At 42.8% G+C, this 16,522-nt stretch carries 18 protein-coding genes; 10 read left to right on the plus strand and 8 right to left on the minus strand.

Features of this window, described 5'->3' with window-relative positions; all coding sequences use genetic code 11:
• Positions 1-142: 142 nt before the first annotated feature.
• From ACMX2I_RS03115 to ACMX2I_RS03135, 5 genes are all read left to right on the plus strand, one after another.
• The gene (locus ACMX2I_RS03115) at positions 143-565 is read left to right on the plus strand and encodes a YwqH-like family protein (protein ID WP_087992643.1); all 423 of its coding nucleotides are present in this window, start codon (positions 143-145) and stop codon (positions 563-565) included.
• A gap of 9 nt (positions 566-574) precedes the next feature.
• Complete coding sequence (locus ACMX2I_RS03120) at positions 575-835, plus strand: YwqI/YxiC family protein (RefSeq protein ID WP_414956133.1); 261 nt, start codon at positions 575-577, stop codon at positions 833-835.
• An 18-nt stretch (positions 836-853) separates the two neighbouring features.
• A complete protein-coding gene (locus tag ACMX2I_RS03125) occupies positions 854-2,722 on the plus strand; it encodes a ribonuclease YeeF family protein (protein WP_414956134.1) in 1,869 nt (622 codons plus the stop codon).
• A 7-nt stretch (positions 2,723-2,729) separates the two neighbouring features.
• A complete protein-coding gene (locus ACMX2I_RS03130) occupies positions 2,730-3,377 on the plus strand; it encodes a hypothetical protein (protein ID WP_414956135.1) in 648 nt (215 codons plus the stop codon).
• A 619-nt stretch (positions 3,378-3,996) separates the two neighbouring features.
• Positions 3,997-4,713 carry an endonuclease V gene (locus tag ACMX2I_RS03135; RefSeq protein WP_414956136.1) on the plus strand — a complete coding sequence of 239 codons (717 nt, stop codon included), beginning with the start codon at positions 3,997-3,999 and terminating at the stop codon, positions 4,711-4,713.
• Between the two features lie 30 nt (positions 4,714-4,743).
• Here ACMX2I_RS03135 and ACMX2I_RS03140 read toward each other — a convergent pair whose 3' ends face one another.
• Positions 4,744-5,610: an AraC family transcriptional regulator gene (locus tag ACMX2I_RS03140; RefSeq protein WP_414956137.1), complete on the minus strand. Its 867-nt coding sequence runs from the start codon at positions 5,608-5,610 to the stop codon at positions 4,744-4,746.
• A 156-nt stretch (positions 5,611-5,766) separates the two neighbouring features.
• Here ACMX2I_RS03140 and ACMX2I_RS03145 point away from each other — a divergent pair, with 156 nt between their 5' ends.
• Entirely contained in the window at positions 5,767-8,052 is a 2,286-nt protein-coding gene (locus ACMX2I_RS03145) for a beta-L-arabinofuranosidase domain-containing protein (RefSeq protein ID WP_414956138.1), read from the plus strand.
• A 62-nt stretch (positions 8,053-8,114) separates the two neighbouring features.
• On the opposite strand, the gene ACMX2I_RS03150 is transcribed toward ACMX2I_RS03145, so the two are convergent.
• Positions 8,115-8,996 carry a LysR family transcriptional regulator gene (locus ACMX2I_RS03150; protein WP_414956139.1) on the minus strand — a complete coding sequence of 294 codons (882 nt, stop codon included), beginning with the start codon at positions 8,994-8,996 and terminating at the stop codon, positions 8,115-8,117.
• Positions 8,997-9,118: 122 nt separating this feature from the next.
• On the opposite strand from ACMX2I_RS03150, the gene ACMX2I_RS03155 reads away from it, so the two are divergent.
• Both ACMX2I_RS03155 and ACMX2I_RS03160 read left to right on the plus strand, forming a co-directional pair.
• A complete protein-coding gene (locus ACMX2I_RS03155) occupies positions 9,119-9,664 on the plus strand; it encodes a flavodoxin family protein (protein WP_414956140.1) in 546 nt (181 codons plus the stop codon).
• Complete coding sequence (locus tag ACMX2I_RS03160) at positions 9,661-9,882, plus strand: hypothetical protein (RefSeq protein WP_333518011.1); 222 nt, start codon at positions 9,661-9,663, stop codon at positions 9,880-9,882. Before ACMX2I_RS03155 ends, ACMX2I_RS03160 begins: the two co-directional genes overlap by 4 nt.
• A gap of 26 nt (positions 9,883-9,908) precedes the next feature.
• Here the strand turns inward: ACMX2I_RS03160 and chrA are convergent, their stop codons facing one another.
• Genes chrA through chrS form a run of 3 tightly spaced genes read right to left on the minus strand, consistent with a single transcriptional unit; the run spans position 9,909 to position 11,526 of the window.
• Positions 9,909-10,445: a chromate resistance efflux protein ChrA gene (chrA, locus tag ACMX2I_RS03165; protein ID WP_394715261.1), complete on the minus strand. Its 537-nt coding sequence runs from the start codon at positions 10,443-10,445 to the stop codon at positions 9,909-9,911.
• Positions 10,442-11,035, minus strand: a complete 594-nt coding sequence (gene chrB / locus ACMX2I_RS03170; RefSeq protein WP_003221733.1) for a chromate efflux transporter subunit ChrB — start codon at positions 11,033-11,035, stop codon at positions 10,442-10,444. Before chrB ends, chrA begins: the two co-directional genes overlap by 4 nt.
• A 14-nt stretch (positions 11,036-11,049) precedes the next feature.
• Entirely contained in the window at positions 11,050-11,526 is a 477-nt protein-coding gene (gene chrS / locus ACMX2I_RS03175) for a chromate efflux transcriptional regulator ChrS (RefSeq protein WP_414956141.1), read from the minus strand.
• Positions 11,527-11,739: 213 nt separating this feature from the next.
• Between chrS and ggt the strand changes: the two genes are divergently transcribed.
• Positions 11,740-13,317: a gamma-glutamyltransferase gene (ggt, locus tag ACMX2I_RS03180; protein WP_414956142.1), complete on the plus strand. Its 1,578-nt coding sequence runs from the start codon at positions 11,740-11,742 to the stop codon at positions 13,315-13,317.
• A gap of 4 nt (positions 13,318-13,321) precedes the next feature.
• On the opposite strand, the gene ACMX2I_RS03185 is transcribed toward ggt, so the two are convergent.
• The 3 genes from ACMX2I_RS03185 to cotG all read right to left on the minus strand — a co-directional run bounded on the left by ACMX2I_RS03185 (position 13,322) and on the right by cotG (position 15,255).
• Complete coding sequence (locus ACMX2I_RS03185; protein ID WP_414956143.1) at positions 13,322-13,666, minus strand: DUF4181 domain-containing protein; 345 nt, start codon at positions 13,664-13,666, stop codon at positions 13,322-13,324.
• A 154-nt stretch (positions 13,667-13,820) separates the two neighbouring features.
• The gene (locus ACMX2I_RS03190) at positions 13,821-14,438 is read right to left on the minus strand and encodes a flavin reductase family protein (RefSeq protein WP_414956144.1); all 618 of its coding nucleotides are present in this window, start codon (positions 14,436-14,438) and stop codon (positions 13,821-13,823) included.
• A gap of 172 nt (positions 14,439-14,610) precedes the next feature.
• Positions 14,611-15,255: a spore coat protein CotG gene (cotG, locus tag ACMX2I_RS03195; RefSeq protein WP_414956145.1), complete on the minus strand. Its 645-nt coding sequence runs from the start codon at positions 15,253-15,255 to the stop codon at positions 14,611-14,613.
• A 142-nt stretch (positions 15,256-15,397) separates the two neighbouring features.
• On the opposite strand from cotG, the gene cotH reads away from it, so the two are divergent.
• Positions 15,398-16,489: a spore coat protein CotH gene (gene cotH, locus ACMX2I_RS03200; RefSeq protein ID WP_414956146.1), complete on the plus strand. Its 1,092-nt coding sequence runs from the start codon at positions 15,398-15,400 to the stop codon at positions 16,487-16,489.
• The last annotated feature ends 33 nt before the right edge of the window (positions 16,490-16,522 follow it).

A 16,522-nucleotide genomic window follows, 5' to 3' on the forward strand; every position in this document is an offset into this window, starting at 1 on the left:
TTATATGCCTAAATTAAGCCATTTACCCTATTTATGCCGCCTTCTGGCTATTTTAAAATATAATATATGGAAATAAAGTATGGAAAAGTCTATCTTCATCAACTCCTCCATACGACTTTTTGAGTATTAAGAGGTGATTCAGATGGGTTATGAAAGTAAGCTGGCGGATATCAAAAGTTCGCTCAACGGAAAAATTTCCGATATCGAAGACAAGATCGAAAAGCTGAAAAAAGCAAAAAAGGACATAGACACACTGCAAGAAGAGGCCATTACAGAAATCAAAGACATTGTGAAACCGGAATTGGGCAAGCACTGGACGGGAACAAAAGCGGATGATTTCGACAAGGGCAGAGAAGAGGCGAAATCGGAAGCTTCCAAGATTGTGAATGATAAGTATAACGAGTATATGGCTTCGATTAGTGGTGAAATTATTAGTCTAGAATTAAATAAAGCCACTTATGCGACGGAATTGTTCATAGCAAATGGTGCAGCAGATCTTCTTAAAAAGGGAGAAGAATTCGCGGAAGAAGTCGGAAATACAATTAGACAACTAAAATGGTGGTGATCTTTTTTTATGTCAGAAATTAAGCTGAAATACGATACTGTTATTAAAACATTGGATTTTGTCAAAGATGCGCTGGCTGGTGTATCAATCGGCGCCGCCGGATCCAATGGCAAGAACAACCTGGAATATACAAAAAAGTACCATGAGCGCGAGGCAAGCATTAAAACCATGCTGGGCGATTATAAAAAAGCTGTCCAAAAAAACATAGAAGACACGAAAGACAATGTTGACTCACTGAAGGAGCAGGACGAGGCAATTGGCGCAAAATAGCATAGAAAGGGCTGTGCAATGAGTAAAGTATTCGAATCAAAGACTTTAATCGAAGAAGCGAAGAGCAGAAAAAAGCAATATGAAACGCTTGAAGAGCAGTTAGAAACCCTAAAAAAAGCGTTTCAGGCTGTAGCCAATCTAGGCCAAGATTTTACAGGGAAAGGCGCAGACAACATCAAAGATTTTTTTCAAGGACAGGCTGATATTGTAGACACGTGGCTGAAACTTGTCTCAGCCCAAATCGCTTTTTTAAAAGGGATTTCAGGGGATATCAAAGAAAAAGAATTGAAAGATCATTATGTGGAAACGTCATATCTGGAAAATGAGCTGACAAACGGGAGTTTGAAAGCGTCTGAAATCGTCTCCGCGCACAAATTGGAGATTGATAACATTCTCGCCGATCTTGTCGGCATTTTGGATTTATCCTCTTATTCTCTTAACGATTACGCAGACAAGATGTACGACGCACAAAAAATCCGGCGCGATACGATTACAGCGGTTGATGAACTGGACGAGTCACTGACCACAGAATATCAAAATCTGCAGTCGCTCGATAATGCCGTGCTTGCTAAGTACACCGCTTTAATGCAAGCAACAAGCAAAGGAAAAAGCGCCTCTCCCATTCACTACAACAAAAAAGCATTCACCTCAAGCGAAGTGTATAAAGGTGCGATAGAAGCGGAAAAACAAGCGACTTCTTATATTGAGGCGAAAGAACAGCAAGCAGAAGCAAGACGCCTTCAAGAAAAAGCGGAAGAAGAAGCGAATAAACCATGGTACGAAAAAACATGGGATGGCGTCTGCACCTTCACAGGCGAAGTCACCGGCTATTATGATACGATAAGAGCAACCGAAGGCTACGATCCTGTCACAGGAGAAAAACTTTCCACAGCCGAACGCGTCACAGCCGGCGCCATGGCAGCCGCAGGGTACATCCCGGTCGTCGGCTGGGCAGGCCGCGCCTTCAAAGGCGGAAAAGCCATCTACAAAACCGGAAAAGCAGCTATCGCAGCCGAACACGCATTAGATGCCTACAAAACCGGAAAATCCCTAGATATTCTTAAAATGTCAGAAATGGGCGCATACGGCCTTGTTGCATCGAACGGATTCTCTGAAGCGGTCACAGGACGGGATATGTTTGGCAACAAAGTGTCAGAGGAGAAGCGGAAGCAAGGTGGGCTGGAAGCGGCTTTGAGTTTAGTTGGTGCAGGTGCGCTGGCGAAACATGTAGATAAAGGCATACCGCTTGCAACTCATTCAAAAGTCCAAAAAGCTAACAAGACATTAGAAAAAGTAAAACAATTCAAAGTCCCAACAAACGTCCGCGTGTACGCAGAACGCCCTGTAACTCCGGATGGCTCCACGTTCGGAATCCCGACAGTCCGTGTAAATGTGGAAAAGACGGCTGTGAAAGATCTTGGGATTGTGAAGATGGCTAGTGGTAAAACTCCTGATTTTTCCAAAATTCATGATTATGTCGCTCATAATAATTATTATAGCTCTAAAGAATTTAGAAGAAAAATAAACGAAGCAGAATACTTTGATCATGGGAAAAAACACATAAAAGCTAAGACTGATGAGCAGGCAAAACAATTCAGTGAGACTGGAAGGAAACAAGCTCAGTATTTAGCGTCTGTAGATAATAAGACTTTAGAGAAGTTAGTTTTACAACAAGGTAAAATTGTTGATGAAGGAAAAGGAACTATTTACTTTTTTCACCGCTTTGATCAGCCTGTCGGTTATGACTTAGGGAAACCTTGTAACTGGGTAAGAGCAGAATTAACAAGTGGAGGAAAATATCACGGACATCCAATGAATGATGAGAGAATAAAAAATTATTTAAACAAAATGATGTCAAGAGAAGAGTATATTCAAAATAGGAAGTGAATGCACTTTGAGAAATGATGATTTTTCAAGAATACAACCATTAAAGTATCTAGATGGATGGACTGTGGTAGTGAATAATTTAAACTCAGAAAAAAAAGAAAAATATAAACTGTTAAAACTACAAAATGAAAAACGTAATGCTGTTATTAAGGCAATTTTTGAAAATAATCAGTACCATATCAAAGTAGCTGGCTTAAATACAGATAAGATTTATAAAGATGAATCTTTTGATGAGATAGAACAATTATTAGAAGAGTTAGAATATCAAATCTGGAGTGTGGGAAGTGGGGTTTTAGAGGGTTTGCAGCCACTAAGCCAACAGATTCCCAATTTCTTAAGGCTAAAGATACCGGCTGGTTGGACTGTTGATTATATTACATTAAAAGATACTGATCCTAAGAACCTAGAGGCAAATGATGATGCTTGGTTATTTGACTTTAACCAAGATCTCCTACAGATTTCTCACAAGACAAAAACCTTGTTGCTTGACGTAGGGTGGTACCCAGAAGGGGATCCAACCGGAAGTTATGGTATTGAACTTATAAAAAACGAAGATTGGGAAAATCCGATAGAGGATATTATGTGCAGAGAACTTAAAGAACTAATTAAACAATTGGATAATATTTTTATGAAAGAAATTAAAAATGAATACTAATAAAAAAGCAGGTTGTACTACCTGCTTTTTTCTATGAAGCATCATTTGTCTAATTAGACTATTGACTGGAGTCTTCTCAAGTCAGAGATTAGAATATCATCAGATAGAAGTAAACTAGTTACTATAGAGGTTATGATTGTGAGAAAACATGTTAAATTAGATGTCCCAAAAGCAAATATACATCCTCTAAGAATAACACAAGGTTGGAAAGTGAATTTTAATCATTTTATGAAATAGACCCAAGAACTTTAGAACCGAATGATGATTCCTGGTTTTTATTCACAGACAGTTTGTTGCAGCTTTATCATGAACAATCCTCAATAACGCTTGATTTAGGCTGGGTTCCTGACATTTCTCCTAATGGTAATTATATGGTTTTGATAGTCAAAAATAATGATTGGGAAGATCCTATTAAAGAATTTTCATCTGATGACTATAATAAAGTGATTTTATTTATTGAACATCATTTAAAACAAGTAACAACTACTTGGTGGAAGTAGGTTTAAGTATTAATGTTTAATGGATGGAATGGGGATTATCCTCATGGAAGTTTTATAGCCTCGAAAGCATCTGAACAGAGACGTCTAATTTAAGAAGTAAAGAGAGGAAAACCATTGAAATGAAAATACATCAAATTCACGATTTTCATCTAAAAGATGAATCGGATTTTGTCCAAACACAACAATCCCTTATACATAAAATCAACCTATCCCCCACTATCCATCCAAACTCCATCAACACCTATGCGGGCGTCGACCTCGCTTATTGGGAGCAGGATGGCGAGCCGTATGGAGTGTGCAGTATCATCGTCATTGACGCTGAGACGAAAGAAGTCAGTGAAAAAGTGCACAGTATGGGGAAAATCAGCGTGCCGTATGTTTCCGGTTTTCTTGCGTTCCGCGAGCTGCCGCTGATCATCGAGGCGGCGAAAAAGCTGGAAACGGAGCCGGATGTGTTTTTGTTTGATGGCAACGGGTACCTGCATTACAACCATATGGGGGTTGCCACCCATGCGGCTTTTTTTCTGGGTAAGCCGACGATTGGGATTGCGAAAACCTATCTCAAAATCAAAGGCTGTGATTTCGTGATGCCTGAAAATGAAGTTGGTGCATATACCGATATTATCATTGACGGCGAGGTATATGGACGGGCACTGCGGACGCGGCGGGACGTGAAGCCTATTTTCTTGTCTTGCGGAAATCATATTGATTTAGAAAGCAGCTATCAAATCGCGATGAGCCTGATCAATCAAGAAAGCAGGCTGCCAATCCCTGTCCGCCTTGCTGACCTTGAAACACACGTCTTGCGAACATTTTATCAAAAAAATCACGTGTAACACTTGCAGACCGAGAACTGCAAGTGTTTTTTATTGGTTCCTGTATATCTCGCTTATATATACAGACGGGGCTACTCCTGTGACCCGTTTGAACACTCTGCTGAAGTAATAAGGATTAGAAAAGCCTAATGTGCTGCTGACTTCGGTTACGTTTAAGTTGCTTGTTTTGAATAGATCAATTGCCTGTGCGATCAGCAGTTCATTTTTATAAGCTGTGATGCTTTTCCCGGTTTGCTTTTTGAAAAGGGAAGAAAGATAGGCATAATTCATTTCTAAAGCGTCCTCAAAATCTCTACTAACCAGCTTTGCATGCTTGTTTTGGTGAAGAAATTCAATAATTCGGCTGATGATCCTTGAAGAGCGGGTGCCTGCCTGACTATGTATCGCATTGCTATACAGGTCAATAAAAAATTGATAAGTGAGCGAACACGCTTGGAGCGCTCTGAAAGCACTTGGTGATTCAAAGGTATGAATAATGCTGCTTAGCTGTTTTTCTGTGTACTCACGATGAGAGACAGAACTGCTTTTCGGAAAGGTTAATTTCGATGAATAGATGCTGTCGAGAATCATTGGTGAATTGTGAAATGGAGAAAACTCTTCCTCCTGATCCAAGGAAGGTTCGGCATAAAAATGAATATAGTACCATTCGGTTCCGGGTGTATAAAAATCGCCTCCCCAATGCGGTGTATTGTTCTTAAGAAAAAGATATCCCCCCGCTTGAATGCGGTACTCGTTTTCGTTCTCAAATACATGGATCGCGCCTTGTTTTACGTAAAAAAATACACTGATTCCATCCATCGTCCTGTCCGGGTGCTGTAAAGTCCCTTCTATATCCTTCATATGTCCGGCCTCACGGATCTTAGGCAAATGATTGGCTTGGAGTTTTACTTTATACATGGCTTCACCATCTTTCGCAATTCTTATCTCCAGTGTAACGGGTTTCATCTAAAAAAAGGATATGTTTTTGATAAATATTGAATTCACATCCCTTACGATCATTTGGATAATAAAAGCATCACTATGAATGATGAAACATGATAGGGGGAGATCAAGATGGAAAATGTAACATTATTAAAAGGCATGTTTTATGATTCTCAGATGAAAGGGAAGGAATATTTGCTTTTTTTGGATGTAGACCGTCTTTTGGCTCCGTGTTATGAGGCTGTATCTCAGTTGCCTAAAAAACCGCGCTACGGCGGGTGGGAGGCAAAGGAAATTGCCGGGCATTCAATTGGTCACTGGCTGTCCGCCGCATCAGCTATGTACCAGGCTTCCGGGGATGAGGAGCTAAAAAAGAAAGCAGAGTACGCAGTGAATGAGCTGAGTGATATCCAGCGATTTGATGAAGAGGGATATGTAAGCGGTTTCTCTAGGGCGTGTTTTGATGAGGTGTTCAGCGGTGATTTTCGAGTGGACCACTTTAGTCTGGGGGGTTCTTGGGTGCCGTGGTACAGCCTCCACAAACTGTTTGCGGGATTAATAGATACGTATCGGCTAACCGGCAATCAGACGGCTTTACGAGTCGTCGTCAAGCTGGCTGACTGGGCAAAAAAGGGGCTGGATCGCCTGACGGACGAGCAATTTCAGCGAATGCTGATATGCGAGCATGGCGGAATGAATGAGGCGATGGCGGATCTATATATGCTGACGAAAAACAAAGAATATCTTGAACTTGCAGAACGTTTCTGTCATCGCGCCATTCTTCAGCCTCTGGCAGAGGGGAAGGATGAACTTGAAGGAAAGCATGCCAATACCCAAATTCCAAAGGTGATTGGAGCCGCTAAGCTGTATGATATAACGGGTAAACAAGCATATAGAAAAGCCGCACTCTTCTTTTGGGAACAGGTTGTCTATCAGCGTTCCTACGCAATTGGCGGCAACAGTATCGGAGAGCATTTCGGAGCAAAAGGCAGTGAGGAGTTAGGGGTAACGACCGCGGAAACGTGCAATACGTATAACATGCTGAAATTGACGAAGCATTTGTTCCGGTGGTTTCACGAAGCGAGATTTATGGATTACTATGAAAACGCGCTTTATAATCATATTCTTGCTTCCCAAGATCCCGATTCGGGCATGAAAACTTATTTTGTTTCCACACAGCCGGGCCATTTTAAGGTGTATTGTTCACCGGAAGATTCTTTTTGGTGCTGTACCGGCACGGGAATGGAAAACCCCGCTCGCTATACGCAGCATATTTATCATATAGACCAAGTCGATCTGTATGTGAATTTATTTATTCCTTCACAAATAAACATGCAAGAAAAACAACTGATCATCTCACAGGAAACCTCTTTTCCAGCAGCCGAAAAAACCAGACTAGTTGTCAAAAAAGCTGACGATGTGCCTATGACGCTGCATATTCGTATTCCTTATTGGACAAATGGCGGCCTTAAAGCTACGGTCAATGGGAGGCGAATTCAGCCGGTTGAGAAAAATGGGTACCTGTCTATTCACAAACATTGGAACATAGGAGATTGTATTGATATTGATTTGCCGATGAAACTCCACATCTATCAAGCGAAGGATGATCCTAAAAAAAGCGTCCTGATGTATGGGCCGGTTGTATTGGCAGGAGCACTGGGGAGAGAGGAATTCCCTGACACAGATATACTTGCTGATCATCTCGCCCTTAATAATCATCCATTAATTGATGTCCCTGTGTTGGTTGCGGATCAGCGTCAATTGGATCAATGGGTGAAGCGGATAGATGAAACATCACTCATATTTCGAACAAAACCGATTGGCCAGCCGGGTAATAAAGAAATCACATTAATGCCGTTCTACAATGTGCATCATCAGCGGTATTCCGTTTATTGGGATGTGATGACCGAGAAAGAATATCTTGATTATACAGATGAAGAAAAAGAAAAGGAGGAGATCATCAGACGCATAACAGTTGATGCCGTTCAGCCGCATGAGCAGCAGCAGGAGATCGAACATCACCTAAAGAAAGAAAACTCTTACTCCGGTTACGCGGATATTGTTCACAGAGGCTGGCGAGACAGCAGAGGAGATGGTTTTTTTAGTTATGAGATGAAAACAGAGCCGAGTCAACCCATGTATTTGCTGGTCACATATTTTGGAAGTGATGATACCTTTCAAGCAGAAGGACAAACTTACGAAAGACATTTTGAGATTATGATAGATGATCAATTACTCGCCAGACAGCAGCTGAAGGCAAATCATCCGGGAAAGCTTTTTGATGTATGTTATGACATTCCAGTTGCATGGACGAAAGGAAAAGAGAGCGTAACTGTCACGTTCAAATCCAAAGAGGGAACAGCAGCGGGCGGAGTATTTGGGGTAAGGATGATAAATGAGAAAATGGTTTTACAATGAATGCCTAGCGATATGAATTGCTTGTTCATTCATAAACTTGCGGCACATAGGCCGCAAGTTTTTTATTTGAATGTTTTCCTCGTCAAATCGATAAAAGCCTTTAATGGCGCAGACATCCATTTGTCCTTGTGCCATGCTAACTGAGTAAAAACGGGGCAATCGTTCTGCCAATTGAGTTCTTTCATCCGGCCTGCTGCGATATCATCTTTTACTGTCATTTCAGGCAATAGTCCAATTCCAAGTCCCGCCATCACGCATTGTTTGATGGCTTCTATGCTGACAAATTCTAATTTGTCAGGGTAGACAGCGGCGTCATGTAAAGTGTTTTCAAAGAGCGTGCGGTAAGAGCAGCCGTCTTCTGTCAGCAGAAGGGTTTCGTTTTGAAGATCCTTCAATGTTACTGATGAATGTGCAGGGAAAGGATGGTCGTTGGCAGCTACTATTTTAATTTCATCCTGAACCAGAGATTCAACGTGCAGTGCGTCGTCCGCCCGGCTTACATCCAAGATAAAGGTGATATCAAGCTGGCCCTGTAAGAGCTGTTCTTTCGCTTGCTCATTGGAAATATACGGTTTGAAGATGAGCTTTACTTGGGGAAAAGCCTGTTTAAATGCTTTTATGATAGGCGGAAGACGATATGTGCACTGGCTTTCCGTCGCCCCGATTTTTAAGGTTCCTGTTGTTTCTCTAACTTGATTTGCGGCCATTTTTGCCTCTTCTGTTAAAGTAATGATCTTCTCTGCATAGGCTTTGAACGTTTTGCCGGCTTCTGTCAGGATGAGCCGCTTGCCGAGCCGCTCAAATAAAGGCGTCTCGATTTCTTCTTCAAGTGATTTGATCTGAGAGGTAACACTTGATTGTGCATAATTAAGCATCTTGGCGGTTAGGGTGAAATTCACCTGTTCTGCCGCCGTAATAAACGTTATCAGCTGCTTCAATTCCACCTGTTCTCTTCCTTTCTAAATCGATTTTATCGATTGTGTTAATCGAAATAATCATCTGTATTGATTAATGAATCCATTATATGATGAAGAAAATCATTCGTAAACAAAGGAGCAGATGCATCATGAAAATTGCGGTTATTAATGGCGGCACGCGGTCTGGCGGAAATACGGATATTCTTGCGGAGAAAACTGTTCAAGGATTCGATACGGAACACATTCATTTGCGTAAATATCGTATCCAGCCAATTGAAGATTTGCGCCATGCTGAAGGCGGCTTTGGCCCGGTTCAAGATGACTACGATTCAATCATTGAACGGACATTGCCATGCGATATTCTCATATTCGCTACCCCAATTTATTGGTTCGGCATGTCAGGAACGTTAAAGCTGTTTATTGATCGCTGGTCTCAGACATTGAGAGATCCCCGATTCCCTGATTTTCAACAGCAAATGTCGATGAAGCAGGCATATGTGGCAGCAGTGGGCGGAGACAACCCTAAAATAAAGGGGCTGCCGTTGATTCAGCAATTTGAGTATATTTTTGCATTCATGAGGATGCCTTTTAAAGGCTATGTATTGGGAGAAGGCAATCGTCCCGGCGATATTCTTGATGATCATCAGGCGCTGTCCGCTGCGAGCCGATTATTGAAAAGACATGATGCGATATGAAATTTCTGCTGTCGGTCATTGCTGGTATGCTGATGCTGGCATTCTTTTTCATTTGGAAGGCGCCGCCTGCTGATTGGATTCAGATTGAAACCAATTCGCATCAGATTAAGCAATCAGTGAGAATGGCAGGGACCACGCTGCAAATCAAGCACATTAAGAAGAATGATGCAGGCGAAGAACAAATTGTCATATCGAACGGCATTTCGGGACCAAAATAAAAAAGCACCTGTCCGGGTGCTTTTTTCTACAAATGAGGAATCACAAGACCGCCATACAAAAATGCCGCGATAATCAGAAATGCCGGATGCATCTTGAATTTTGTCATGGCAAGAAGAGAAATCCCCGCAATCACGATAGATTGGATCCAGCCGATCGCTTTGATGCCATCGGCGCCGATTTGCCAGGTAAGAATGAGCATCATGACCGCGATGACAGGCTGAACAGATAGCGTCATGCCCTTGATGACGGGTGATTGGCGGAAGCGCTGAATGATGCGCAGCAGGACGATCAATGCGAGCGCCGACGGTACAATGGTTGCGATCAGCGCAACCAGAAAGCCGGGCCACCCGCCGGCGCTGTACCCGACATAGGCGGCGATTTTGGTTGCGATCGGTCCCGGCAATGCGTTCGCAAGCGCGAGCATATTTGAGAATTGGTCGTTTGAAAGCCAGCTGTATCTGTTGACAACTTCTTCAAACATCAGCGGGATAGACGCAGGCCCGCCGCCATACCCGAGTACGTTTGCGATAAAAAACGCCATAAATAAATAAATCATAATCATGAGGCCGACATTCCTTTATCTTTTGAATGTTTATTTGTGATTTTGTCTTTTAATTTAAAATGAAACGCTCCGTACGCTAGGAAAATGATAATGACCAGGCCGGGATTGATCTGTAGCGTTTGCAGGCCGATAAAAGCAATGATAAAAAACAGGATGCCTGTAACCCAGCCGAAACCTTTAAGCGCTTTTTGGCCAAACTCGTATGCCATGATACCGAGCATTACTGCAATGACCGGTGTTACAGCACCAATCATGCCGGCAACAACTGCTGAATGGCTTAAGACATTGACAGCGGCAAACAAGCCCACCATAGCAAGACAAGTAGGCAGAATATGGGCCAGGGTTGCGACAATCGCGCCTAATGTGCCTTTTAGCTTGAAACCCAAATACGCAGCCATTTTTGTGGCAATCGGTCCGGGAAGCGCATTAGCGATCGCTAATATTTCTCCGAACTCATCATCGTCAATCCATTTATATTTATTGACCGCTTCATGGCGGATCAGCGGAATCACGGAAGGTCCGCCCCCGAACCCTAAAATTCCGGTACGCACCATTGCGGCTGTCATATCCCGATAAGGATGATTTTTCATTCGTTTCTCTCCTTTTACAGCTTCATTCCCATACGGCTTTTGTATCGTTTGATCAGCATCTGGCAATCAACGCTGACGACGCCTTGCAGCGGATACAGCCGTTTTGTTAAAAACTCTTCCATTTCTTGATCGTTGGCAAAAATCCCGTGCATATGCAGCTTGCTCGGGCCTGTCATGTGATAAAGGCTGGTGACCGCAGGCTCTTCCTCAAGCTTAAGAGCGACCTCTTCTAAAAACTGCGGCTCGACCTCGACATTGAAAAACACGGATACATGAATGCCGATTTTAGCGGGATTGATGACAGCGGTGAATTTTTCAATAACACCGGCTTCGATTAATTGGTTGATACGAGCCTGTACGGCGACCCGTGATAAATCAACTCTTTTGCTAAGATCCGTATAAGATATCCTGCCTTCCTCGTGTAAAATGGTGAGAATTTGTTTGTCGATCTCATCAAGAACAAGGTTGGGGATTTGATATTCATGACTCAATTGCTCCACCTGCTTTCGTTGCCTTTTAGACTTCATTTTATCATAAAAGTTACGTTTCGAAAGAATATTTTTATATTTGTTTTCAAAATGAATAAAATAATGTTTTATTGTTTTCGAAAGGGAGAAAGTTCGTCAGTTTTTCTGCCGGATTTGTAGATGTGGAATATCAGGCTCCATATACTAAAGAAAATCTCTTGAAAAAGGGGACTTGTGATGAACAAATCTGTCATCGGTACAAAGCAAATGGTCGTCAGCCCGCATTATCTTGCTTCTCAAGCTGGAAATCGCATACTGGACAAGGGAGGTAACGCGTTTGATGCCGCTGTGGCTGTAAGTGCTTGTCTGGCAGTTGTGTATCCGCATATGACAGGGCTTGGCGGGGATTCCTTTTGGCTGACCTTTCACCAGGAAACAAAGGCGGTAAGAATCTACAATGGCAGCGGCCGTTCAGGGAAAAATGTGACGAGAGATGTTTATAAGGGAAAAAGCGCGATTCCGCTGCGGGGGATCGATAGTGCCATTACCGTTCCGGGGATGGTTGATAGCTGGGATGCGATACTGAAGGAGTACGGACATATGTCTCTTGCGGATGTGCTGGAACCCGCACGAGACTATGCCCTAAATGGGTTTCCAGTATCAGCTGATCAGTGCCGTCACACAGAAACAAATCTTGAACTGCTGGCCTCCGTGCCTTACACGGCCGACATCTTCACAAGAAGCGGCAAAGCGCCCGTCCCGGGAGAGCGGTTTGTGCAAAAAGAACTTGCAGACAGTTTGAACATGCTTGCCGAAAAAGGAAGAAGCGCATTTTATGAAGGAGATATCGCTCAACGAATTGTCTCATATTTACAGCAAAACGGCAGCTGCATGACACTTGATGATTTTAAAGCGCACCGGGGCGAGTGGACGGAGCCTGTATCAAGTGATTACCGAGGGTACAGCATGTACCAGGCGCCGCCGAATTCTCAGGGATTTACCGGTTTATTGACGCTGAACATTTTGGAAAACTATGATTTCCACAAAATTGAGCACGGCTCTTTTGAGTATTATCATGTGCTAGTGGAGGCGCTGAAAAAGAGTTTCCTAGATCGAAATGCGGTCTTGACTGATCCGGCGTTTGCTGACATTCCGCTTGAAAAGCTTTTGGACAAAAAGTATGCAAAACAATTGGCGGAAGATATCGGTTATCTGGCAGAACCGGCAGAAAGCAGGCCAGTGGGAAGTGACACTGCATATGCGGCCGTCATCGATGCGGATGGCAATGCAGTGTCATTCATTCAAAGCCTGTACTTTGAATTTGGCTCGGCTGTCACTGCTGGTGATACAGGCATATTACTGCAAAACCGCGGGTCATTTTTCTCATTGGATCAAGATCATGTCAATACGCTTGAACCGAGAAAGCGCAGCTTCCATACACTGATGCCGGCTATGGCCTGCAAAGGCGGGAAACCGAAAATCCTGTACGGCACACAAGGCGGAGAAGGCCAGCCGCAAACCCAGACGGCCTTGATTACCCGAATGCTAGACTACGGAATGCATCCGCAGCAGGCAATCAGCGAACCGCGCTGGGTATGGGGCAGAACGTGGGGAGAGGAATATGAAGGTCTCAGAGTCGAGGGCAGATTCTCAGAGGAAACCATCGAAAAGCTGAAAGACAGCGGGCATCTCGTGGAGATTGTCGGTGACTATGATCCGCTGATGGGGCATGCGGCAGCAATCAAAGTGGATGAGGAAGGCTTCCTCCAAGGCGGAGCCGACCCGCGGGGGGATGGGGCGGCTGTGGGGGTATGAGGTATTAGATGAAAATACAAATATAAATAAAAATGATTAGCGAAAGGAAAGTACTAAATACGTAGTGTACGTATTGTTTATTTTCACGCTCATATCTCCATTCCATAAATGTACGGAAACTATTTATCACGAATAGATAGAAAATAAGCATAATCTCTGGAGGAAAGCGTAATAAAGAAAACGCTAATAAAATGAGCAAGACGACTTCCACCAACCCTTGTGTGCTATTTACAGGTTGATACCACCAAGGCGGTTTAGAGATGCCTAGTTTTTTTCGGGCATAGACATAAAAAACAGTATTGATCAAAGCTGCGACCAGTATCACAATCAAAAAATGAGTGCCTGACATATAAATCCCTCCTAATCAACCTTTTATACGAAGGAAAAGGAAAAATGTTTCATAAAAGAACACCCGGTTTTCTCCGGGTGTTCTTTTCATAGGCAACACTTTGTGATCATGAGGTCTTTTTGACTAGTTTCTTCTATTTAAATAGTCCTTTTGTTCAACTGGGACGAACCAGCGTAAATTCTTCGCCGAGCTTCGCATAGTGGTTGCCCGCCAATCTTGAGACTGGCTTTAATTCATCTGTCAAAACATATCCTTTTTCTGCATCATACACCTTTTCATCGAGGTGGAAGCAGACGACTCTGCCAATGAGCAGATCAGCTGTGGTCACGCCTTGATCATTGTCGAACGTCATATGCTGCTCTAATGTGCATTCAAAGCGAATGCGGGCTTCCTTAATGCCTGGAACCGAAACAGATTTGCTTTCGACAGGATGAAGCGCGGTGCGGGTGAGTTCGCTTTCGTCCGGCCCTAAGCTTGCCGCCGTTTCATTGATGTCTTCAATGATGGCTTCATCACTGACATGTACGACAAATTCTCCGTTCTCCAACGCGTTTCGGGCTGTATCTTTTTGGCGTCCTGCCGCTCGGTTAACAGAAATACTGAGAAGCGGAGGATCTGAGCTGATAACGTTATAAAAACTAAAAGGCGCGGCATTTATCGCTCCGCTAGAAGAAAGTGTGGTTACAAAGGCGATGGGGCGGGGGATGACTGCACCTGACAATAGCTTGTATGTGTCTTTGGCACTAAGCTGATCAGCTTGAAATATGTACATAGCAACAACTTCCTTTATCGTTAGGATACTTTGATTATAACGAAATGGTTTCAAGGAAACCAAATAATGAGGGTTGCATATCTTATGTCATGACATATATCTAATACAGGGGAAATCGAAAAATAGGCTCCGTACGTCTGCCGGCAGCCTATGGATTGATGAAATTTTAAATTTATTTGTATTTCTTTTTGACTACCCAGCAATTGCCGTCTTTCCAGAATTCTTTTTTGCTGTGATAATCATCGTCTTTTTTGTGGCGATGGTGGTGGTGCGGTTTTTTGTAGTGTTTTTTGTGAGATTTTTTCTTATGGGAACAATATGGTTTTTTGTGTGTCCGATGTGACTTTTTGTAGCTGCGAGATTTTCTTTTGTGAGAACAGTAAGATTTTTTGTAGCTGCGAGATTTTCTCTTGTGAGAACAGTAAGACTTTTTGTAGCTGCGTGATCTCTTGTGAGAGCAGTACGATTTTTTATGGCTGCGAGATTTCTTGTGAGAGCAGTACGATTTTTTGTGGCTGCGAGATTTCTTGTGAGAGCAGTACGATTTTTTGTGGCTGCGAGATTTCTTGTGAGAGCAGTACGATTTTTTGTGGCTGCGAGATTTCTTGTGAGAGCAATACGATTTTTTGTGGCTGCGAGATTTCTTGTGAGAACAATACGATTTCTTGTGAGAACAATACGATTTTTTGTGAGAGCGGCACGACTTTTTATGGCTGCGCTTTTTTCCATGAGGCTCTTGGTATAAATAGTCTTTTAAACCTTCTTTTTTTGCGGATTTCACCGCTTCTTTGATGTCAGAATGGGAATAGTGGCCCAATTCGAAATCCTCCTTTTTAAAAATGATGTTAAGGATGAAGATCCTTACTACCCTCATAGTACGCACGGGTTTAAAAAGTGTATAAGTGTTCCGCTGAGATCTCACAAAAATAAAAGCCTAAAATTTGTAAGGGGGATTATGGATGAAGAACCAATCTCATTTACCGCTTTATCAGCTGTTTGTTCATCCAAAAGATTTGCGTGAATTAAAAAAAGATATATGGGACGATGAACCGGTGCCGGCTGTAATGAAAGTCAATCAAAAAAGGCTGGATATTGACATTGCTTACCGGGGATCACATATCAGAGACTTCAAAAAGAAGTCATACCATGTTTCTTTTTATCAGCCGAAAACATTCCGCGGTGCACGAGAGATTCATTTGAATGCGGAGTATAAAGATCCTTCCATGATGAGAAACAAATTGTCTCTGGATTTTTTCTCAGAGCTTGGGACGCTGTCACCAAAGGCAGAGTTTGTGTTTTTAAAAGTGAATGGGAAAAATGAAGGGGTTTATCTTGAACTTGAATCCGTCGATGAGTTTTATTTAGCGAAAAGGAAGCTGGCGGACGGGGCGGTTTTTTACGCGGTTGATGATGACGCTAATTTCTCGCTGATGAGCGATTTGGAAAGGGAAACGAAGACGTCACTTGAGCTTGGATATGAAAAGAAGACAGGGACTGAGGAAGACGACTTTTATTTGCAGGATATGATCTTTAAAATTAATACTGTCCCTAAAGCTCAATTTAAATCAGAAGTGACAAGGCATGTGGATATCGATAAGTATTTGCGCTGGCTCGCCGGCATTGTATTCACCTCAAACTATGACGGGTTTGTCCACAACTACTCGTTGTACAGAAACAGTGAAACCGGATTATTTGAGGTGATTCCTTGGGATTATGATGCGACCTGGGGCAGGGATATCCATGGAGAGCGGATGGCTGCCGATTACGTAAGAATTCAAGGATTTAATACACTAACCGCCCGGATTTTGGATGAACCCGATTTTCGCAGGTCCTACAAGCACTTGTTAGAAAAAACGCTCCACTCTCTTTTTACAATAGAGTATATGAAACCGAAAATAATGGAGATGTATGAACAGATTAGGCCGTTTGTCCTGATGGACCCATATAAAAAGAACGATATTGAACGTTTTGACCGAGAGCCAAATGTGATATGTGAATATATTATAAAACGAGCTGATTACCTCAAAAGTGAGCTTGATTTTTTATCCTGACGATAAACGGGCGGATTCCGGAGAACGGAGCGC

Origin of the sequence: Bacillus sp. SW14, from assembly GCF_047608225.1 — a bacterium.
GTDB classification, from domain to species: domain Bacteria; phylum Bacillota; class Bacilli; order Bacillales; family Bacillaceae; genus Bacillus; species Bacillus subtilis_G.